The following is an 18,371-nucleotide window of genomic DNA, read 5'->3' on the forward strand; positions in this document are numbered from 1 at the left end:
TCTATTTAACATACCGACATGGCTACTGTAGAGAAACGCCCCCTCACCGAGGAGGAACTGGCGGATCGAGATCGCTTGGTTGCGGCTTGGGAACGCTACAAAAACGGGCACCCCGGGGCGTCCCAAATATGGCTCGCGCAGACGACTGGGCTAGGCACTCAGGGCCTTATCAGCCAATATTTCAGAGGCATCATCCCGCTTAACGTGCGAGCCCTCTTGGCAATTTGCGCCCAGATCGGAGCCAATCCGGCAGAGGTCAGCCCTCGGCTAGCTAAGGATGTTCAGGCGATACAAGACACCGTCACGCTTCAGGGAATTAGCGCTATTGCGCGGAAGGTCATCGAAGCTGTCATCAGGGCAGATAGGGCCGGCGAACCGGAAACAACATTCAAGCTGATGCTTCGTATGCTGCCCGACCCGGATGAGCCGTTCGACATAGAGTCTCCATCCCCCTAATCGGAGTCAGATTCCAGTCGCGCATCAGCGCCCGACGACGAAGCGAGACGCGCCCGGAAGTCACACCTCGCGCCAGAATCCCCGCCCCCTGCAGTTCAGTTACCCAGTCGTGCGCATCGCTCTCGCAGCGCTCCACGACTCGGACAAGCAGCCCGATCCGTTCCTTTACCCCGCACTTCGTCACAATCGCCAAATCCCCCGGCCTGCAGCGCAAGCGCGCCGTCGATTTTTCTTTCATTACCACCCCCTGGTCGTCTTTTTTTTGTCACAAATACTGTTCATGCATACAGTATTTTGCCAAGGACAAAGTGGCCTATCAATGACAATTCTGACAGGGTGTAAGAAATGGCTTCACGCCCTGCACGGATAGAAGTCAAATTTATCTTACCGAAAATCAACCAACATTGCGCGGCACGAATACAATTCAACAAAATCTTGCGTGCTGCGCCAAAGCCATGCAGGCAAAATTACAACGGCGAACCGCGAGCCGGGGATCGTGGAACCTGAGATGCGACAACATGAACAGAATGAACGTCATTCTTCGCCGTTCTGCCTCAATGCCGCCGGGCATCAATTCTGGAGCAGATGTCGGACATATCGTTGTGCTCATCAGCCACAAGTTGTTGGTCAGATTGCCCGTCAGCACGTGATCGACGGGGTCGCCACGTCGACCAAGCGACAAAAGAACACACGCTTTGCAACTAAATCTTAGTTGCAACCACTAACATAGATCGCATATAGTTCGTGTCGAAGTTAGAGAAGCTACGCCAGCGCATGGTGGCCATCCCAGCGGATTTCACCTGGGATGAGTTAATTTTACTTTTGGGATCGGTCGGATTCGAAGAAAAATCCAAAAAAGGCGGATCGTATAGAACATTTTTTCGCGAAGATGGTCGGAAGCTGTTTTTGCACAAGCCACACCCAGGCTCGATTGTCAAGAAATACTGTCTGCGAAACATAGTGACCAAGCTTCAGGAATTCGGCCTGCTGGACAGCGAGGAATGAAATGACGAAATCGAACGTTTTTGAGCACAAGGGGTATGTAGGGTCTGTTGAATTCAGCCTTGAGGATGGGATTCTCACGGGGAAGATTCTATTTATCGAAGATCTTGTAAATTACGAAGCCGAGACGTTGGTTGATCTCAAGCAGGCCTTTATTCATGCAGTAGACAACTATCTGGCCGTATGTAAAGAAGAAGGCATCGACGCCAACAAGCCTTGCAGCGGCACATTTAACGTTCGCGTCTCGCCTGACTTGCATCGCAAGGTACAGGTCGAAGCGGCAAGACGAGCTATAACTCTAAACGAGTTCGTACGAATTTCCTTGGAACACGAGATATCCGGCGAACGCTATGTGACTATTCATAATCACGAACATAGTCACCACCATACGTATGCCAGCAGCGCACAGCTCGAAGTCACTGCGACCTTCAAAGAACCGACCAAATGGAAACACGAAAGCGCAACGCCCCTGCCACATTGAGTGCGGGTGATTTTAAATTCGTAGATACACGGATTATTTCAATATCCGCCGAAAGATACGAAAGTCCCTCAGAAGACGGCAGCGGAACCACCATCGCGAGAATGGATGGCGTATGCCCGTTGCCATCAAAGGAAGATCAAGGCGATTACGTACACCTAGAACTCACGATGGAATTAGTAGGTTTCCAAGGGCAAGGAAGAAGTGACTCCGATCGCTCTTTCAGCATCGAAACCCGTGCCGAATATCTATTCGAGAGTGAGAAGCGTGGGTATTTTGATGACCTAGACGCCGGTCGAGAAATCAGGACATTTATAGTTCAAGCCTTTCCACTGCAAATGGAGAGAATGCGCCGGATTGCACAAGATATGGGTTTTACAGGCGTCAGCCCCAATCTGGGGATTGATTTTAATTCAACAGACATTACTCCTGCGACCGCGAATTCTGGTGAAGGCGTACAGCTGCCAGCCCCGGCAAAGCCCCCTCGATCAAGAAAGAGAGCGAAGAAATCGATCGATTCGGCCTAAGCTCGGTGGATGTTCTTACTCCCATGCAATCCAGCCGCAAGCATCGCCCTCGCTTTCCTTACCGGGCATGTTCACCGCCAGAATGCCGGCAAGCAGCCTGACGACGACGAAGACACCCTTAGATAAGCCCCGCCCTGAGCGGGGCTCTTCATTTCTGGCCCCGCTCGAAACCCTCTCGGAAGAGTGTTGCTCTTACCGACGGCAGCAACGCGATCTCATCATCACCGAGCCGATCCCACGCCTCGGCCAGCCAGCCCGCGAACCCGGCGCATGTCTCATCTAGGTCGACTACTGCCTTTCCCTCTGCGTTCAACCGCTCGAAGATTGTGATCACGTCGCCGGACGTCATGGCTAGCTCCCGTTGAACTTCATAGCATAGGTGATTTGGATGGCGCCTTAATCGCGAGCCTCACGAACACCTGCTTCAACGATGCCGCTTCCGTTGACCTGGCAGGCCACCTCGTACTTCAACTCAAGGCCAAACCCATTTTTCGCAGTGAAGGTTGAGGCAGCGATCACGCTGCCGTCCGATTGCTCGGCAACCCGAGTTCCCAAGAGGGAAAAGTCTACCGTACTCGGATGGGTGGCTTTGGACCGAGCATAGTCTTGGCACAGAGTAATGGCCCGAACGTCCCTTTCCCTCCGCGCCCGAGCCATCAAATCGCCATTCTCGTCACCACATGCAACGAGCACTGCCCCCGCGATGATCGCAACCGCGATCCCGTATTTGTTCATCGTTTGGTCTCTCTAGTCCATCCCAGCTTTCTTCGGCGCGGGATTCGCCGGCGCCATCTGAGCAAGCTGCGCGTCAGCGCGGCGTAAGCCTACCCCGGTTCGGACGCTGTTACAAATTCACCACCGGATATTAGAATTTCTCTTGACCCAAAAAAGAAGAACTTCTAATATTCACTCCGACGCAGCACGGATCGCTGCGCCACCGCTCCAGCGGATCGATCTTTAAGAGTGCTAGTGCGCCGGGACCGCAGTACAGGGAGCAACCGGCCGGCTCTACGGTGTAGCCGAGAAACGGGGTAGCGCCCGACACCCCCTCAGCTTTCATGAGATGGGGTCCTGCCGATGCGGACGTGGTCTGGCCACGGCGAGGGAGCCAGAGGACGCCGGAGTTGGTCGCGACGCACGTGGCGGTTCGCGAGATAGCCGGATTGTCGTTCGGAGGGGAGAGCGAAGCCGGAAGTCGCGGCAGTGGCCCCATCCCATGAAAACTGACAAGGAAGCAGATCGATCAGCGTTGCACCCTCATCGTTTCATTGAATTCGGACTACTAAATCATGAGGGGAAACGAGGATCGCGATCGTGACTCTTCGAAAGGAGAACCAGTGGAAACGAAACGGAAGCTGCCGACCGTGTCGGTCGAGTGGCTAGAAAACGCAGCAGCTGACCTCGAAGTCAGCGCGAACGCGAGCCGTGAGACGTGGGCGCTGCTCGGCCTATCCCATCGGTACAGCGAGAACATCGGCCGCGCTCATGCCATGCGACACGCGGCCCGCATGAAACTCGATTACGACCGACGCATGTTCCTGCGTACGGTCGGACTCAAGGTCTAGGAGACGATCGTGAGCCAACCCGCAAAGAACCTGCTCGAGCTGCGTCGAATGCCTCGCGGCGCGCTTGTCGAGCACCTGCTACGCGAGTTTGCGCTGGCATTGATCGCCCCCGGCGTCACCCAGGCAGGCAGCACACCGTAATCGTGCGACAGCAGCACAACGAGACCGACCATGAACCAAGCACGCATTAGCGACTACGCAAAAGGCTGGAACGACGCTGCTCTCGGTAGACCGCCAAGATCGACGACCATCGGTTATCGACTTGGCTACATCGACGCCAGCAAAAGCCTGATCTAAGGAGCACAATGCATCTTGAAGGGGCAACTGCGACATGCCGGCACACCACTCCCACACTGGAGCGATGCAGCACAGCAACTCAAACACCTTGCTGAGTCACTTCGAACTCGTTTCGATAGGAACTTGCTTCCAACGCCATTTGCTTAATCCTGCCTTTGAAGTCGTCTTCGAAGAGCGGGTTGTCGCTATCTAGCGGGCGGACGTACGAATCGACAGCGTCTCGCGCGGCTAACAGAGTGTCCTTCATGCCCACAACCGCACGCACTGCTTCGTAAGATCCCAAGCTGTGCAACGGAATGGCTGCCAGCGCGTTAATTGCATCGTTAAAGCGTCTAGCCGCCTGTTCCCAATACTTGACGAACTCCGCTGTGGGCGACGCACCGCCGATGAACTCGACTTCGTGAAGGCATTTGTCTCCGTTCTCAACGATGGCACGAAACGCTTCGAAGCTTCGTTTGCGCGACAAGAGGTCCATCTCGAGTGCTTGTCGGCGTTGCTGTCGCGCCTGATGTTCTGCGACCCAGTATGCACCGACGATAGCCGCAATGGAGCCAGTTGCTTGCAGCCAACTAGCCATCACGTCGCCGTCGTATTTCTCTGTCCCGGCGGATGTCGCGCCGACGAATGAAAGCAAGATCACCGCACAAGCGCCAAATAACACAAAGAGGATCGTTTTTCGATTGTTCATTTCGCACCCCGTCGTTGTGCTTCTGCGGCAAATCCTAGCACGGCAACCTGCCCCGTAGCCACGCACATCCCGGCGCTCCGGACGCGTGGCTTTTTTGTGGCCGACGTAAGCCACGCACCGCAGTTCCCCGCTCGCCGCGCGCGGGATTTCCTCTCGGATAAGCGCGGCCTTTCGGCGGGCGGCCTGTACGTGCGCCCCGCCCTTTTTCACGGGAGATACCCATCAAAACCGCTTCGAAGTTTGTTTTCGCGGTCGTTCTGTTTCTGGTGCTGCTGTCGATCGTAACCCCGTGGCTGGTGAATCAGGACAGCAGCATCACCCTGCTCGCCGTGCCGTTCGTGTGGCTGGCGTATGCCGCCGCTTTCGTGAAATTTCTTCCCCCTCATATCAAGGAGAACAAGTGAAACGCCTGTTTCTGATTTTGATCCTCGCTCCGGTGATGTTCCTCGCGGCCGGCTGCGACAACGTCCCGGCCGGCTACGTCGGTGTGAAGGTGCAACGCTACGGCGACGACCGCGGCGTCAACGTCGAGGTGAAAGGCCCCGGCCGCTACTTCAACGGGCCGAACGTCGACATGTTCATCTTCCCGACGTTCACGCAGTCCTACGTGTGGGACAGAACGGACAAGTCCGACGAGTCGTTCACATTCCAAACGGTGGAGGGACTGTCGGTCAACACCGACATCGGAATCAGCTACGCGATCCCGCACGACAACGCGCCGAAGGTGTTCCAGAAGTACCGCCGCGGCGTCGACGAAATCACGGGTGTCTATCTGCGCGCGATGGTGCGCGACGCACTGAATCTCGCCGGCGCGTCGATGGCCGTCGAGGACGTCTACGGCAAGGGCAAAGCGGCGCTTCAGCAGCGCGTCGAGGACGAGGTAAAGGCGAATGCCGCGACCGTCGGAATCAGCGTCGAGAAGGTCTACTTCGTGAATCAGATGCGTCTCCCCGAGCAGGTTATGAACTCGATCAACGGGAAGATCGCCGCGACACAGATCGCGCAGCAGAAAGAGAACGAACTGCGCGCTGCCGAGGCCGATGCAGCGAAGCAGGTCGCAATCGCCAAGGGCGAAGCCGAAGCGCTCGAAGTGAAAGCGAAAGCACTGCGCGAGAACGGCCAGATGCTGCAACAGATGGCGATTGAAAAGTGGGACGGCAAGCTTCCCCAATACATGGGCGCGAACAGCGTCCCGTTCGTTCAGATCAGGTAACGAAGTTCTGAGCCTGCGCCCGGGCTCTCCCCCTCGGATATGGGCGGCCTTTAAGGGTGGCCAGTTCGGCACCCTCTTTTTCCGCTGCGGAGATTCAAGAGCGGACGCTCGGCGGTGGCGGTTGGGCTCCGTCACTCCCTCAACTCAATGTTGATCACTTCATGCAACGCTGCCTTATGCGAGCGCTGAGTGTCCGCCCTTGAACCCCCGCTTGAGCTGGCGCCTGTACGGGCCAGCACTTTTTCGGATTCCAATGATGCGCATGAGGGCCAAGCCATGAAAGAACTGCAACAAGCTGTCTCCACTGCCTTCTCGAACATCGTCGCGGCCGGCGCGATCGAGAAGGCGATCGAAGAAAAGTTGGCGAAGACGATCACTTCGATCATCGACGAGGAACTCCGCTCGTACTCGAGCTTCGGCGAGCGGTTGAAGGAACACGTCAAAACCGCGCTGCAAGTCGATTTTCATAACCTCGGACTGCCCGGATACAACAACCTCATTCTCAAGGTCGTTCGTCAACAAGTCGACACGCAGTTAAACGCGACGATCGCAACGCAGATCGAGCAGCAAATGAAGGAACTGCTCGCACCCGCACCGACCGAGATCAAGCTCTCGCAACTCGTCGAGGAATTCATCAAGGACGAGCACACCGATCGCCAGTACCGCTCGCGCTCATGCGAAGAATCCAATCGCATCACGCTGATTGTTCGCGAAGCGAGCGTCGTCGATTCGAAGTTCTACCACATCCATTTGGACAAGGAATACGGCACCGAATCCTACAGCTGCCCGTATCAGATCGATGTCCACGATGGCCGCGTGTACAGCGTGCAGATCGATCGAAAGGACCCAAGCAAGACGCTGTTCGTCGGCCCCATGCATGGCTTCAAGCGCCGCCTGTTCCAGCTCTACGCCGCCGGCACGAAGCTGATCATCGACGGCGACGAGAACAGCATCAACACCTACTACCCGGGTCGCGACTATTGAACAGGGACAAGTCATGATCAACGAAACGAATACCGCGCGCGCAGAATCGCGCGACACGTGCGCACACGACTACGTGCGGACGGACAGCGTATGTGTCGAGTGCGGAGCGCGCGCCCCCATCGAGGCGAAGCCGCGCGCGAGCGGCATCGTGAACCTGACGCAGTACATGTTTGAGTTGGTCGGCGCGATCGGGTTGCTGCCCGAGTCGCCGCAGCGCGACGAGGCACTGAAACAAGCAAAGGCTCTTCGGCTCGATCTCGCAACCGCGACACGCGAATCGCTCTTCGATGGCTTGATCTCGCTTGAAGGTCTGCGGGAAAAGCTGCTCGCACCGCGCGAGATCGAGCGCGACGATCAAGGTTGGCTGACGCATCCCGCACTTCCCTGCTGCGACGAAGACGTACGCATCGACAAGTTCCTCGCGGCGTTCGGCATCGAATCGGCGTTCGTCAGCATGGAATCCGACGTCGATGCCGAGAGCTACGAGCAGTACCACGAACGCGCCGACGCCGATTGCAGCGCATGGACGCCGACGCCACCCGATGGCGAAGGTTGGGCGCTGCTCGAGATCTACGACACCGAAGACGGCCCGCACGCGCTGTTTGCACGTGCAATTCCCCCCAAGGTGCGCCGCGATCGCACACGGCATACAACGGAGCCGACCGGGCGCACACCCGCAGAACAAGCCGCCTATCGGGCGGGGTTCGACGAAGGTATCCACGCTGATTCGCCATACAGCGACGCCGAGAAAGCCGAAGACATGCGGATGATGAAGCTCGTGTTGGACGACTATACCCGCAACGGCATCGCCACGATGACCGATGCAGAGAAGGTCACCTACCTGTCCGCGTCGCTGCTGTCCGCTTACCAACTGCTTCGAAGCGTCGTGGGCGATGAGTGGGTCATGGGATGGCTTGAAGCGGCTTTGCACGAAGTGATGACCACGCTGTGTGCGGTCGAGATCCGCAAACCGTCCTGAATCGAGGTTCGACCATGAACGACCAACAACAGAGCCGCGCTGATGCGCTGACATACGACCAACGGCAAGCACTCGGCGAAGCGCTTGCGGAATACTTCGGCAAGCTCGATTCCGACGAAGGTATCCGCACGCCGGAAGGACGAATCCTTCGCACGTTCGATTACTGCGACTCGCGCACGATCGACGACCTGATCAACCGCGCGATCGTTCCGACACTTGCCGCATCCGCATCTTCGCAGCCCGCACCGCGCGCTGAGGCGCGAGAGCGCGACGACCCTGAGCTGATCGCGGCAAGCAACAACGGCTATGCGGCCGGACTGCGCGACGGCAGGGTTCTCGGGACTGCAAATGTGGGCGATCCAGAAGGCGTGCTTCGCGAGCTGCGGGCCGAAGTCCTGTGCGGCAACGACGAGTCGCTGGAGATGGCTGCTGATGCGTTGGACAGGCTCGGACAGGACAGCGCTGCAGCAGGCGTGCGCGCTGTCGCCTACGAGCTGCGCATGCTCGCTCATAAGATGCGTTGCACCCCCGCCGATGCGGGAGAAGCGGTAGGGTCCGTAACGATCTCGAAGCCGGGGGATTCGGCCACGGGCATCTCGTTCATGTCCCTCAACGAGCGCGGACGGCAGACGCTGGGCAAAGGCAAGCACCTGCTCTACGCCGACGCAAAGTCGTCGACCCTGACGGTCGGTGAACAGCAGACGATCAGCAGAGCTGCCGACACGCTGGAATTCCACGGGCTGAAGACGGAGGCAACTGAACTGCGCGCCCTTCTCGACTCCACACAGCAGCCAAGCGAGGAGTCGAAGGAATGCACCTGCCCGAGCGGCGACGGCTCGCTGCGGCGGCCGTGTCCTGTGCATCCCCCGACGCGGACAAGCGTAGACCTGGCGGACGATGTCAAGCGAGATGCCGAGCGGTATCGCACGCACATCAAATACGAGTACGAGACCATTTACATGCCCGCGGCGGAAAGGAAGGTGCTAAGACCGTTGACCTTCACAGAGTACAAAGCGAGTGCCGATCAGGTCGCCGACGCCGCCCGCACCCAAGAGAGCAAATCGTGAGCGAGAACAGCAAAATCGAATGGTGCGACCACACGTTCAACCCGTGGGAAGGTTGCCAGAAGGTCGGCCCGGGATGCGACCACTGCTACGCAGAGGCGCGCAATGCACGCTTCGCTGGCGGCTCGGCCGTGAACTGGGGGCCCGGCGCGCCACGCCGCCGCACGTCGGCCGCCAACTGGCGCATGCCGCTACGCTGGAATCGCGAGCACGACCAGTTCTTCGACGCGCACGGCCGGCGCCAGCGCGTGTTCTGCGCGTCGCTCGCCGACGTGTTCGACAACGCGGTTGATCTGCTCTGGCGCCGCGACCTCTTCCGGTTGATCGCCGACACGTCGAACCTCGACTGGCTGCTGCTGACGAAGCGAATCGGAAACGCGCGAGAGATGATTGCCGGCACCCTGGGCAGCATCATGCGCGATGAGCGTGAGTGGCCGTGGCCGCATGTCTGGCTCGGCGCAACGATCGCGAACCGCGACGAGATGTTGCGCGACGCGGCCAAGCTCAAAGCAACCGGTGCGCGCGTCACGTTTTGGAGCGTCGAGCCGATGCTCGGCGACCTCGGCACGATCCCGTCTGACCTGTTTCCGGACTGGGTAATTTGCGGTGGCGAAAGCGGCCCCGGTGCGAGGCCGCTGCATCCCGACTGGGCTCGGTCGCTGCGCGACCAATGCGCTGCCGCAGATGTGCCGTTCCTGTTCAAGCAATGGGGTGAACACTCTCTCGCCTACGACCGCGATCGGGACGATCCGGACTATCGTCGGTGCGATCGCATGGCTCGCCTACCCGGCCGCTGGATCAATCTGGCAGGCGGACACGGCTTCAACGGCGAACGCGTCCATTACGCAGAGCGCGTCGGCAAGAAAGCAGCCGGCCGCCTGCTCGACGGTCGCACGCATGACGAATTCCCGGAGGTGTCGCGATGAGCATTGCCTCTAAACCGTTGATTTCGTCGCAGCGCCATCTCAATCCGTCGCGAGTCACGGATAAGGCTGCCCGCTTCAAGGTGTTCATCGTGCACGTCGCCGATGTGACGCTTCGCGGGAAGTCGTACCGGCTGCTGATCGACGGCCACCACAACCTCGCGGCCGCGCGCGCCGCCGGCATCAAGCCGACGTGGCGCGGGCCGACCGCGAAATGGCGCCGAATTCAAGCGACCATGCCGGCCGCCGAATTCGAACGCTTCCTGATCAACAACCTGACGGACTCCGACTACTACTTCGTCGATACCAACGAGGTCGTATCGGAATTGCTGGGCCGGGAGTAACGCCAGATGAAAGAACGTTCAATCCTGTTCAACGCCCCGATGGTGCGCGCCATCCTCGACGGCCGCAAAACGCAGATGCGATGCTCTATCGGCGCAGAGGAGTAGTCACCTCGATCGTTGATTTTAGAGACCCGTGTCGTCTTGAGACGCCTTGTATCTGGCGTAAGCCTTTGCGGCTTCCATTGCTTCGTGGTGGGTCGCAAATTTCTCAACGATCGTGTGCCTCATGCTGGCGATGTGGGACTTCATCGCCGTATGGTCGCTCTTGCGCTCGAAACGCACGAGTGCGCGCCAAACACCCGAAGCCTCTTCGTATGCTTCGCAAAAACACAGATAACCGTTTTCGTCGACAACCATATGTTCCGACATATCAGCCTCCGTATTGAACTGCACTACGCGCTGATCACCCCGTCTACCCGACGCCGAGCCTCATCTCGCCGGTATTCGATTGCCAGATCAGGCGTGATTGTCACACCGGCTGGCAGCATGCGGATCGGCGCCTCGCGAAACAGCACGTCGCCATCGCGCGCGCGGACGATCGACATGCTCACGAGCACGCGCGGGCCAAGGGCATCGCTCTCCCGCTCGGTTGCCTCTATCTCGACGTCGTACCCGCGGTATGTGAATCGATCGAGCATAGCCCAGTTCAACCGTTTCGCGCGAGCCACTCAACGGCGAACGACCGAGCCCGCTCGACCGCTGCCTCTTCGGTTTCGTAGGTCCCGAGATTCTTGAAAAACGCCTCTGGGTTGTAGCCGATGTAGGTGAACGTCACCTGAGCGGCGAACTGACCATCTTCGGTCACGCGCGGCGTACAGTCGACTTGATAGCCGCGCATCGTGAACAAACTCTGCATTTGAGCCAAACCATGAAACGAACCGAGGCGATCGTAGCACTCGCGGGTTTCATGAATCTGACGGCGCAACGCGTGTGGGCGTCAATGCTGGATTGAATTCACGGCCAACCGCACGCTGGACTCGGCCTCGCCCGTCAGGACACCGGCAAACGCGACGCCGCATGTCGAGCACTCGCAATGCTCTTCGCGGCATTCGCCGTGGAACTCACCGGCGCCAACCATCTCCAGATGATTCGGTTTTACCGTCGACGGCTGCCCGTGCAGTTCGACGCACTCCGCGCACGGCTTGATCGTCTCGAGTCCGCAGCCACCTCTTCAATTATTGAAATCAAATTGCAAGGAACTGTAGTATGACCGCACGTCTGATGACGCCGGCCGACCTCGCGATCGTCACCGGCAAGAAGCGATACACCAAACAAGCCGACTGGTTCAAAGCAACGTTCGGCATCGACGTCGCCACCGCTGCGAACGGCGCCGTCATCATGACTTGGTCGACATTCGAGTCACTCCAAGCGAAAAAGGCCGGCCTCGTCGGGAATCCCGAAACATCGAATGTTGAACTCTGCTTTGACTGATGGCTACAAATCGTAAGAAAGCAAAGTATCCGCGCGTCTACGCCAAGCACGGCGCCTGGTATTGGAGCGAGCCAGTATCGGGAAGATGGATTCGTCTGTGCCGATTGACCGACGACGAAACAAAGCTAGTCGAGCGGCTGGCGGAAGAGCGGAAGAAACGCGAACGTCCGGACGGCGCAGGGGATATGCGCCCACTGATCGACCAGTACGTGCGCGAGAACAGGCAACTGCACAAGGAAAAGGCTTGGCCGAAGTATGGAGACTACGCTGGCAATGGATTCCGCAAGGTCAACGTCGCGGACGTGAAGCCGACGCACATCAATAACTGGCTGAAGGTGAAATACGCCGGCAAGCTGCATATGCAACGCGTCATGCGCGCGTTCCTATCCGGTTTCTTCCAGTGGTGCGTCGACAAGGGGAAGCGCGACACGAACCCGTGCAAGGAAGTGAAGCTGAAGAAACCGAAATCGAGGCAGACCTACATCACGGACACGCATTTTGCCGCGATCCGCAGCGCGATGCTTGAGACTACCTACAAGCTCCACGAGGGGACAGACAGGGAAAGAGATGTCGTAGCAGACGTTCCGACTGGGCCAATGATGCAGTGCATCGTCGATCTATGCTATCTGACGGCACAACGCTCGACCGAGATCCGTAACTTGAAATGGTCGGACGTGGATCGCGAGGCCGGCGTAATTCACTTCATCCCGAGCAAAACGGTGGATTCGAGCGGTGTGCGGGTCGATTTCAAGATCACGCCCGAGATCAGCGAAGTGTTGTTGCGAATTCGGCAGATCGACGGCCGTCCGACCATCGGCGATATGCCCGTTGTCCACACACGCAAAGGGAAGACGTACGCTGCGAACACGATCCTGAAGGCATGGAAAGCGGCCGCAAAGCGCGCCAACCTGTTGCATTTTGGATACACCGTGAAGGACATACGAGCCAAGGCCCTAACAGATGGCGAGCGGGCTGGATATGACGTGAAGGCACTCCAAATTGCCGCAGCGCACACTGACGAGAAGATGACGGAGACGTACATCAAAAAGCGAAATGTACCAGTGGCGGACGTGCGCCTGAGACTGCCAGAATCGGCTTGAGGGTGTCTAATAATTGCCCTACCGTCGCCCGCAGAGCCCCGTCTCTTCGTGCATGTTTTTTGAGCAGAACATTAGACACAATCGGCCCGAGAGCCTTTTCTGGTAAGGCTTACATAAATGTGCTCGTTGCTGATTTGGGATCAGAGGGTCGTAGGTTCGAATCCTATCGCTCCGACCAGCAACATCAAGGGGTGATGGTTAATCGCCGTCACCCCTTTTTCCATTTCCGGTTCGCGCACTCGACATTGCCGTCAACGGGCGCGGACTTGGTTGGAATCCGTGAATTGCGAAGCAAGAATCCATTGACGGCCCCGCAATCGAAGATGCCTTAGCGGACGCCATCTCCCATTCCAATATCGATAAACTCCATCAAGTCACTTTCAACGATTCCGCTACGAAAGGCATTCGCCCGCGCCAAAGACGGCGGCCATTCCGCTTTCCTCCAACGACGCGCAGCGCCGCTCGAAAAATCTCCGCCCTTCGAAAGTCTTCGGCGGGCGCACGCTCGACGAACGCGCATCCCTCGTCGGATGCGAATCGACACGCCTGACCGAACCCTCCGTCACTCGATCACACTGTTCCGATCGCCCTTCAGCAGCAGTTGCGGCACCTGACTGAACCGATACGCGCCGCTCGCCGCATCGAGATCGAACACCCAGACGAGATCGAAGCGATCGTCGGGCCACTTCGGCGGCACCGTCGCCTTGCCGAGCGGCAGCGCATTGGCGATCGTCGGAATGTCCTCGTGCTGCCACGCGATCAGCACGCATCCCTTGCTCGCCGCGGCTGCCTGCGCCAGCTCCTTTTCCTGCCCTTTCGTATACGCGTCGCTGATCGCGCATCCGAGCTTGTGCGCGAGCGGCGTGACCGTGTCGATCGGACGCTCGCTCTTCGCATGCTTCGCGACCGCCGCCGCGAACAGGCAATCGGGCGTCGCGAGTTCCGAGCTCTGCAGCGGGCCGCGGCTCGGCGCGAACAGCGCCGCGAGCGCGCCCGCGCGTTGCCAGCCGAACACCGTGAGCGCCTCGACGTCCTGTTCTCCCTTCGCGTTCACGCCGTATGGCGCATCGTTTCCGTCCGGTTTCTCCGCGTGCCGGATGATCATGATCTTGTGAGCAGTCGGGCTGGCCATTTGCGCGTCCTCCTTATCGTTCTTCGTCGACGGCGGGCAGACGTCGCTCGACGCGTGCGTCCGCTGTCGTCTGCCGCCGTCCTCTGTGATAGCAAGCGAATCGAGCAAAAGCAATCGAATTGCGCTGCCCACGGACGGCTCACGCTTCGCCGTTCGATCGCGATGCTCGCGCCGCGCGGCCTGCGAAAGGCGCGTCGCCGCCCGCCAACGGCCCCGACGTCGCCGGCTGCCCGCGACCGGCGAACGCGGCGCCGGCGGCCGCTCGCGCACTGCTCGCATGACGGAGCGCAGCGATCGCGACAAACGCGACGAGCAGCCCGGACAGCACGTCGACGAGATAATGCCCGCCTTGCGTCGGCGTCGACGCGATCATCCAGCCGTTGAACAGAAGCGCGAACGGCGCGACGACGCGCACGTGTCGCAGCGCATGGGCGAACAGCACGCCGAGCACCGTGTGGAACGACGGCAGCGATACCGTCCCCTGCAGCGCCGACGGATCGAAGACTCGCAGCGTCCCGTCGCGCAATCGCACGAAATCGCTCACGCTCGACAGCGCGGCCGGATCGGACACGCGGAAATGCAGGAACGCGCTCGCCGCCGGATACGGCGCCGAAATCAGCAGCACCAGCACGCTCGTCAGCATGAAGAGCGAGACGAACTCCGACAGGGCGTCGTCGCGCCCCGTCAGGCCCAGCCAGATCGGAATCGCGATCAGCTGCCATTTCGCGCTGTCGTACGCGAACGCGAGCGTGCGCTGCAGCGCCGAATGCGCGCGAACCCGGTCGTAGGCGGCCAGCCAGTCGAAGCCGAGACGCGCGTCGAGACGAATCAACGCGTCGTCGACGAGCGGCGGCCTCAACGTCACGCAGAGATAGGACAGGATGCCCGCCGCCGCGACGAACGCGGCCAGCAGCGCCAGCCACGCGAACGTGCGGGACGCCTCGCGATAGCGAAAGCGCATCGCGACGTCCGCATAGCGCGGCATGCGCGCGACGCCGCCCAGCACGATCGAGAACACCGCGCACACGGCAACAGCCCGCACGGCCGCGACGGCGCCGGCCCCTTGCAGCACGTAGCCGCCCGCGCGCAGCCACACGGCGTCGACGAGCGCCACCGCGGCGCACAGTGCCCAGCCGAGCCGATAGGGGTGCCGCGCGAGCGTGCTGCGGCACGGATCGGCGGATGGGGCGGTGTCGGCACGATGCGTCATGAGGTCGCTCTTGTCTTACGAATGATTGCGTGCGGCGCTTCCCGGCGCGGTTCGGCGGATGCGGCCGCGCGCGGCCCTCCCAAACGACGGAGACCGATGGCTCGGGCGTCGGGCGTCGGGCGTCGCTCATCATAGATCGCTGGCCGCCCTCGAGTCGATTGTTGTGAATATGCATATGCGCTGTCCACAAGCGCTGTCCACAAGCGCATGTCACGAACGTTCATGTCGCGAATGCGCACGTCGCGAACGCGCGTGTCGCAAACACGCATGTCGCCTCCTTTCACGCCGCCCACGCGCGCTTCGCGTCCCCTCGCCGCGCATCCGCCCGCCCTCAGTCAAGCGTTTCGCCAACGCGCCCGTCGCAATCGTCACGCGCCGATTCGCCTGCGCGCGCCGGACGTTTTCGCTATCATCGGGCGAATGGCGCCGGCAAGCCCGAAGCGGCAAGTCGCGCCCGATCCGTCAGGCTCGAAAGAAAAGCCGGGCGAACAGGCCGCGGCCGCATCGCCGCGCACCGTTTTGCCCGCCTCCGACCGAGCGGCCCGCCCCGGGCCGTCGACAACCCGCCGCCCGTCCGGCGCGCGCCATCGCATGAACGATTCACTCCGCCTGATTGCCCGACTCCTGATCCCGATCGCAACGCTCGCGAGCGCATCGCCCGCATCCGCCGATTCACTGGCGCTCGACGCCGCGCTCGGCTGCTCGTCGACGGGCCACGCGTTCGTCGCGCCGCTCGTCGCGAGCGGCGCGATCCGCTCGCAGCCGATGCACGTCGAAGCGAACTCGATGAACGCGTTCCGCACGAACCATTCGCTGACTGCCTACGGTTTTCCGGTCTACGTCGTGCTCGGCTATCAGGCGAACGATCCGATCTTCACGCACGGCGACGGCACACCGATCGGCGACTGGGCGTACGGCGTCGTCGTGCGGGGCTCGAAGCAGGCGGTGGAGGCGAAGGTGCGCGAGGCGGGCAGCCAGGCGGTCGTCAAGGATGCGTTTCCGTTTCTGACGGCGATCGTCTGCACGTCGCCGTAAGCATGCCGAAATGCGCGGCCGGCTTGCAGCGCGGCCCGCGCCCGACGCCGAGCCACAAAGCCGCGCCGCAAAGCCGAGCATCAAAGCCGCGCCGCAAACATGGCGGCGTCGCCCGCGCCCCCACCCCGTCAAGTTTGCGCGTCGTGCAAGGCGGCATGCGCTCGCCGAGGTTCGACGCGCGCATCCGCGGCGACATGAGTGAAGTGAACGCCGGTCGCGCGACGGCAACCGACGCCCCGCGCCCCCCGCCCCGCCGCGACCTACCGACGACACGCGCGACGACACGCGCGCCGCGCCGCCGCAACGCGAATCACGCGCCCGTATAGACGACGCGATACGGAATCCCGACTTTCTCCCACTCGGCCGCCTCTTGGCTGAGGCTGTAGTCGGTGAGCGGATTCTGCTGGACCCACGCGCTCGGCAAGTGCACTTCGTAGCCGCCCTTTTTCATCTGCGCGATGTTGATGTCGGGCAGCCCGGCGTCGTTCCGGCGTCGGCACAGCAGCGCGGCGAGACGCAGGCAGAACAGCAGCGGCCACTCGACGTCGCGCGCCTGCGACAGCTTGCCGAGCTTGCCCGCGTGGCCCAGCACGAGCGCGGCGAGCCGCGCCTGATCGGTGCGCGAGAAGCCCGGCATGTCGGCGTTGCTCGCGATGTACGCCGAATGCTTGTGATACGCGCTGTGCGAAATCGACAGCCCGATCTCGTGCAGCGCGGCCGCCCAGCCGAGAAACGTGCGGCTTTCGTCGCTTGCCTCGCCTTCGGGCTCGTCGAGCTGATCGTAGAAGCGCGCGGCGAGCGCGCCGATGCGCGCCGCCTGCGCGCGATCGACGCCGTAGCGGCGCATGAAGCCGTCGACCGTCACCGCGCGCATGTCCTCGTGCTGCGTGCGGCCGAGCAGGTCGTACAGCACGCCGAGGCGCAGCGCGCCGTCCGTCGTGTCGACATAGTCGATGCCGAGCTCCTCGAACGCGGCGAGCATGATCGACAGCCCGCCCGCGAGCACCGGCACGCGATCGGGCTTGAGCGCGACGAGCTTCAGGCGGTTCACGTTCTCGGCCTTGATGAGCGCGCGCTTCAGGCGCTCGAGGCCGCCGCGCGAGATGCCGTGCGGCACGCCCGCGTCGTTGAAGCCGTTCGCCTCGACGAGCTCCGCGAGCGCGCGCGCGGTGCCGGACGAGCCGATCGCCTGATCCCACCCCGCCTTCTTGTATTCGCCGGAGATGATCTGGATCTCGCGCTTCGCGGCGAGCTCGGCCTGGCGCATCGTGTATTCGTCGACGTTGCCGGCCGGGAAAAACGCGCGGCTGTGGCTCACGCAGCCGATGTAGAGGCTCTCCATCACGAGCGGCGTGTAATGCTGGCCGATGATGAACTCGGTCGAACCGCCGCCGATGTCGACGACGAGCCGCTTGCCGGCGCTCGCCGGCACCGAGTGCGCGGCGCCCGCGTAAATGAGGCGCGCCTCCTCGCGGCCCGCGATCACCTCGATCGGGAAACCGAGCGCCGCCTCGGCCTCGGCGAGGAACTCGCCGGCGTTCTTCGCGACGCGCAGCGTGTTGGTCGCGACCGCGCGCACGTGGTCCGGGTGAAAGTCGCGCAGCCGTTCGCCGAAGCGTTTGAGCGCCTCCCAGCCGCGCTCCTGCGACGCGCGGTCGAGCATCTTGTCGCGCGACAGGCCCGCCGCGAGCCGCACGGGCTCGCGCAGCGCGTCGACGGGATAGATCTGGCTGCCGGCGGGCGTCTCCTCGACGCGCCCGACGATGAGCCGGAAGCTGTTCGAACCGAGATCGACGGCAGCCAGTAGATGCGGGGATGTAACCATCGAGAGGGCTCCGTACTCGCCTGGCCGCGCAGGCGATGCTGCGCGTACCGAAAGGATCAAAGGCGCCATTTTAAGCGTTGCGCGGCTTCCGGTGTCGGCCGCGAGCCGGAGGACACCG

At 61.0% G+C, this 18,371-nt stretch carries 25 protein-coding genes; 16 read left to right on the plus strand and 9 right to left on the minus strand.

The window, feature by feature from the left end; translation table 11 throughout:
- Window positions 1-18: 18 nt before the first annotated feature.
- From WT60_RS12895 to WT60_RS33620, 4 genes are all read left to right on the plus strand, one after another.
- On the plus strand, window positions 19-456 hold the full coding sequence (locus WT60_RS12895) for a hypothetical protein (RefSeq protein WP_060355320.1): 438 nt from the start codon (window positions 19-21) through the stop codon (window positions 454-456).
- A gap of 744 nt (window positions 457-1,200) precedes the next feature.
- Entirely contained in the window at window positions 1,201-1,461 is a 261-nt protein-coding gene (locus tag WT60_RS12900) for a type II toxin-antitoxin system HicA family toxin (RefSeq protein WP_082759176.1), read from the plus strand.
- A gap of 1 nt (window position 1,462) precedes the next feature.
- Window positions 1,463-1,939, plus strand: a complete 477-nt coding sequence (locus WT60_RS12905; RefSeq protein WP_082759174.1) for a type II toxin-antitoxin system HicB family antitoxin — start codon at window positions 1,463-1,465, stop codon at window positions 1,937-1,939.
- On the plus strand, window positions 1,903-2,463 hold the full coding sequence (locus WT60_RS33620) for a hypothetical protein (protein ID WP_145986783.1): 561 nt from the start codon (window positions 1,903-1,905) through the stop codon (window positions 2,461-2,463). The genes WT60_RS12905 and WT60_RS33620 overlap by 37 nt, the downstream gene beginning before the upstream one ends.
- A gap of 148 nt (window positions 2,464-2,611) precedes the next feature.
- Here the strand turns inward: WT60_RS33620 and WT60_RS12910 are convergent, their stop codons facing one another.
- Window positions 2,612-2,812 carry a hypothetical protein gene (locus WT60_RS12910; RefSeq protein ID WP_060355319.1) on the minus strand — a complete coding sequence of 67 codons (201 nt, stop codon included), beginning with the start codon at window positions 2,810-2,812 and terminating at the stop codon, window positions 2,612-2,614.
- Between the two features lie 47 nt (window positions 2,813-2,859).
- On the minus strand, window positions 2,860-3,198 hold the full coding sequence (locus WT60_RS12915) for a hypothetical protein (RefSeq protein ID WP_045603127.1): 339 nt from the start codon (window positions 3,196-3,198) through the stop codon (window positions 2,860-2,862).
- Between the two features lie 554 nt (window positions 3,199-3,752).
- Between WT60_RS12915 and WT60_RS12925 the strand changes: the two genes are divergently transcribed.
- From WT60_RS12925 to WT60_RS35565, 3 genes are read left to right on the plus strand one after another with little or no spacing between them, the layout of a single operon-like run.
- Window positions 3,753-4,028, plus strand: a complete 276-nt coding sequence (locus tag WT60_RS12925) for a hypothetical protein (protein WP_025992358.1) — start codon at window positions 3,753-3,755, stop codon at window positions 4,026-4,028.
- Window positions 4,029-4,037: 9 nt separating this feature from the next.
- Window positions 4,038-4,169: a hypothetical protein gene (locus WT60_RS35560; protein ID WP_060820909.1), complete on the plus strand. Its 132-nt coding sequence runs from the start codon at window positions 4,038-4,040 to the stop codon at window positions 4,167-4,169.
- 30 nt (window positions 4,170-4,199) lie between these two features.
- Window positions 4,200-4,325: a hypothetical protein gene (locus WT60_RS35565; RefSeq protein WP_257790884.1), complete on the plus strand. Its 126-nt coding sequence runs from the start codon at window positions 4,200-4,202 to the stop codon at window positions 4,323-4,325.
- Between the two features lie 79 nt (window positions 4,326-4,404).
- On the opposite strand, the gene WT60_RS12935 is transcribed toward WT60_RS35565, so the two are convergent.
- The gene (locus WT60_RS12935; protein ID WP_060355318.1) at window positions 4,405-5,013 is read right to left on the minus strand and encodes a hypothetical protein; all 609 of its coding nucleotides are present in this window, start codon (window positions 5,011-5,013) and stop codon (window positions 4,405-4,407) included.
- A gap of 439 nt (window positions 5,014-5,452) precedes the next feature.
- On the opposite strand from WT60_RS12935, the gene WT60_RS12945 reads away from it, so the two are divergent.
- From WT60_RS12945 to WT60_RS12975, 6 genes are all read left to right on the plus strand, one after another.
- Window positions 5,453-6,226 carry a prohibitin family protein gene (locus WT60_RS12945; protein WP_236860881.1) on the plus strand — a complete coding sequence of 258 codons (774 nt, stop codon included), beginning with the start codon at window positions 5,453-5,455 and terminating at the stop codon, window positions 6,224-6,226.
- Window positions 6,227-6,502: 276 nt separating this feature from the next.
- On the plus strand, window positions 6,503-7,210 hold the full coding sequence (locus WT60_RS12950) for a hypothetical protein (RefSeq protein WP_060355315.1): 708 nt from the start codon (window positions 6,503-6,505) through the stop codon (window positions 7,208-7,210).
- Between the two features lie 13 nt (window positions 7,211-7,223).
- Window positions 7,224-8,189, plus strand: a complete 966-nt coding sequence (locus WT60_RS35180) for a hypothetical protein (protein WP_236860825.1) — start codon at window positions 7,224-7,226, stop codon at window positions 8,187-8,189.
- A gap of 14 nt (window positions 8,190-8,203) precedes the next feature.
- Window positions 8,204-9,256 carry a hypothetical protein gene (locus tag WT60_RS12965; RefSeq protein WP_060355314.1) on the plus strand — a complete coding sequence of 351 codons (1,053 nt, stop codon included), beginning with the start codon at window positions 8,204-8,206 and terminating at the stop codon, window positions 9,254-9,256.
- The gene (locus WT60_RS12970) at window positions 9,253-10,179 is read left to right on the plus strand and encodes a phage Gp37/Gp68 family protein (protein ID WP_060355313.1); all 927 of its coding nucleotides are present in this window, start codon (window positions 9,253-9,255) and stop codon (window positions 10,177-10,179) included. The genes WT60_RS12965 and WT60_RS12970 overlap by 4 nt, the downstream gene beginning before the upstream one ends.
- Window positions 10,176-10,520, plus strand: coding sequence for a hypothetical protein (locus WT60_RS12975; RefSeq protein ID WP_236860826.1), 345 nt, complete (start codon window positions 10,176-10,178; stop codon window positions 10,518-10,520). Before WT60_RS12970 ends, WT60_RS12975 begins: the two co-directional genes overlap by 4 nt.
- A gap of 123 nt (window positions 10,521-10,643) precedes the next feature.
- Here the strand turns inward: WT60_RS12975 and WT60_RS12980 are convergent, their stop codons facing one another.
- The 3 genes from WT60_RS12980 to WT60_RS12990 are packed head-to-tail and all read right to left on the minus strand — an operon-like array spanning window position 10,644 to window position 11,376.
- Window positions 10,644-10,889, minus strand: coding sequence for a hypothetical protein (locus WT60_RS12980; RefSeq protein ID WP_226383056.1), 246 nt, complete (start codon window positions 10,887-10,889; stop codon window positions 10,644-10,646).
- 23 nt (window positions 10,890-10,912) lie between these two features.
- Complete coding sequence (locus WT60_RS12985) at window positions 10,913-11,158, minus strand: hypothetical protein (RefSeq protein WP_059641706.1); 246 nt, start codon at window positions 11,156-11,158, stop codon at window positions 10,913-10,915.
- An 8-nt stretch (window positions 11,159-11,166) separates the two neighbouring features.
- Window positions 11,167-11,376, minus strand: coding sequence for a hypothetical protein (locus tag WT60_RS12990; protein ID WP_060355312.1), 210 nt, complete (start codon window positions 11,374-11,376; stop codon window positions 11,167-11,169).
- Between the two features lie 350 nt (window positions 11,377-11,726).
- On the opposite strand from WT60_RS12990, the gene WT60_RS13000 reads away from it, so the two are divergent.
- Both WT60_RS13000 and WT60_RS13005 read left to right on the plus strand, forming a co-directional pair.
- Complete coding sequence (locus WT60_RS13000; protein WP_009910650.1) at window positions 11,727-11,951, plus strand: DUF4224 domain-containing protein; 225 nt, start codon at window positions 11,727-11,729, stop codon at window positions 11,949-11,951.
- Complete coding sequence (locus WT60_RS13005; RefSeq protein WP_025992364.1) at window positions 11,951-13,051, plus strand: tyrosine-type recombinase/integrase; 1,101 nt, start codon at window positions 11,951-11,953, stop codon at window positions 13,049-13,051. Before WT60_RS13000 ends, WT60_RS13005 begins: the two co-directional genes overlap by 1 nt.
- A 562-nt stretch (window positions 13,052-13,613) precedes the next feature.
- Here WT60_RS13005 and WT60_RS13010 read toward each other — a convergent pair.
- Window positions 13,614-14,183 carry a hypothetical protein gene (locus WT60_RS13010; RefSeq protein ID WP_059647133.1) on the minus strand — a complete coding sequence of 190 codons (570 nt, stop codon included), beginning with the start codon at window positions 14,181-14,183 and terminating at the stop codon, window positions 13,614-13,616.
- 139 nt (window positions 14,184-14,322) lie between these two features.
- On the minus strand, window positions 14,323-15,393 hold the full coding sequence (locus WT60_RS13015; protein ID WP_059580915.1) for a phosphatase PAP2 family protein: 1,071 nt from the start codon (window positions 15,391-15,393) through the stop codon (window positions 14,323-14,325).
- Between the two features lie 591 nt (window positions 15,394-15,984).
- On the opposite strand from WT60_RS13015, the gene WT60_RS13020 reads away from it, so the two are divergent.
- Entirely contained in the window at window positions 15,985-16,428 is a 444-nt protein-coding gene (locus WT60_RS13020) for a hypothetical protein (RefSeq protein WP_038749846.1), read from the plus strand.
- A 310-nt stretch (window positions 16,429-16,738) separates the two neighbouring features.
- Here WT60_RS13020 and ppx read toward each other — a convergent pair whose 3' ends face one another.
- A complete protein-coding gene (gene ppx, locus WT60_RS13025) occupies window positions 16,739-18,253 on the minus strand; it encodes an exopolyphosphatase (protein WP_038749808.1) in 1,515 nt (504 codons plus the stop codon).
- Between the last annotated feature and the right edge of the window lie 118 nt (window positions 18,254-18,371).

This window comes from Burkholderia sp. MSMB617WGS (genome assembly GCF_001532025.2).
Lineage (GTDB): Bacteria > Pseudomonadota > Gammaproteobacteria > Burkholderiales > Burkholderiaceae > Burkholderia > Burkholderia savannae.

Excerpts from the sequence above, each read along its gene's own strand:
- WT60_RS12895 (WP_060355320.1), top strand. The coding sequence starts at position 19 with ATGGCTACTGTAGAGAAACGCCCCCTCACCGAGGAGGAACTGGCGGAT.
- WT60_RS12905 (WP_082759174.1), top strand. The coding sequence starts at position 1,463 with ATGACGAAATCGAACGTTTTTGAGCACAAGGGGTATGTAGGGTCTGTT.
- WT60_RS33620 (WP_145986783.1), top strand. The coding sequence starts at position 1,903 with ATGGAAACACGAAAGCGCAACGCCCCTGCCACATTGAGTGCGGGTGAT.
- WT60_RS12910 (WP_060355319.1), bottom strand. The coding sequence starts at position 2,812 with ATGACGTCCGGCGACGTGATCACAATCTTCGAGCGGTTGAACGCAGAG.
- WT60_RS12915 (WP_045603127.1), bottom strand. The coding sequence starts at position 3,198 with ATGAACAAATACGGGATCGCGGTTGCGATCATCGCGGGGGCAGTGCTC.
- WT60_RS12925 (WP_025992358.1), top strand. The coding sequence starts at position 3,753 with ATGAGGGGAAACGAGGATCGCGATCGTGACTCTTCGAAAGGAGAACCA.
- WT60_RS35565 (WP_257790884.1), top strand. The coding sequence starts at position 4,200 with ATGAACCAAGCACGCATTAGCGACTACGCAAAAGGCTGGAACGACGCT.
- WT60_RS12935 (WP_060355318.1), bottom strand. The coding sequence starts at position 5,013 with ATGAACAATCGAAAAACGATCCTCTTTGTGTTATTTGGCGCTTGTGCG.
- WT60_RS12945 (WP_236860881.1), top strand. The coding sequence starts at position 5,453 with ATGTTCCTCGCGGCCGGCTGCGACAACGTCCCGGCCGGCTACGTCGGT.
- WT60_RS12950 (WP_060355315.1), top strand. The coding sequence starts at position 6,503 with ATGAAAGAACTGCAACAAGCTGTCTCCACTGCCTTCTCGAACATCGTC.
- WT60_RS35180 (WP_236860825.1), top strand. The coding sequence starts at position 7,224 with ATGATCAACGAAACGAATACCGCGCGCGCAGAATCGCGCGACACGTGC.
- WT60_RS12965 (WP_060355314.1), top strand. The coding sequence starts at position 8,204 with ATGAACGACCAACAACAGAGCCGCGCTGATGCGCTGACATACGACCAA.
- WT60_RS12975 (WP_236860826.1), top strand. The coding sequence starts at position 10,176 with ATGAGCATTGCCTCTAAACCGTTGATTTCGTCGCAGCGCCATCTCAAT.
- WT60_RS12980 (WP_226383056.1), bottom strand. The coding sequence starts at position 10,889 with ATGTCGGAACATATGGTTGTCGACGAAAACGGTTATCTGTGTTTTTGC.
- WT60_RS12985 (WP_059641706.1), bottom strand. The coding sequence starts at position 11,158 with ATGCTCGATCGATTCACATACCGCGGGTACGACGTCGAGATAGAGGCA.
- WT60_RS12990 (WP_060355312.1), bottom strand. The coding sequence starts at position 11,376 with ATGCAGAGTTTGTTCACGATGCGCGGCTATCAAGTCGACTGTACGCCG.
- WT60_RS13000 (WP_009910650.1), top strand. The coding sequence starts at position 11,727 with ATGACCGCACGTCTGATGACGCCGGCCGACCTCGCGATCGTCACCGGC.
- WT60_RS13005 (WP_025992364.1), top strand. The coding sequence starts at position 11,951 with ATGGCTACAAATCGTAAGAAAGCAAAGTATCCGCGCGTCTACGCCAAG.
- WT60_RS13010 (WP_059647133.1), bottom strand. The coding sequence starts at position 14,183 with ATGGCCAGCCCGACTGCTCACAAGATCATGATCATCCGGCACGCGGAG.
- WT60_RS13015 (WP_059580915.1), bottom strand. The coding sequence starts at position 15,393 with ATGACGCATCGTGCCGACACCGCCCCATCCGCCGATCCGTGCCGCAGC.
- WT60_RS13020 (WP_038749846.1), top strand. The coding sequence starts at position 15,985 with ATGAACGATTCACTCCGCCTGATTGCCCGACTCCTGATCCCGATCGCA.
- ppx (WP_038749808.1), bottom strand. The coding sequence starts at position 18,253 with ATGGTTACATCCCCGCATCTACTGGCTGCCGTCGATCTCGGTTCGAAC.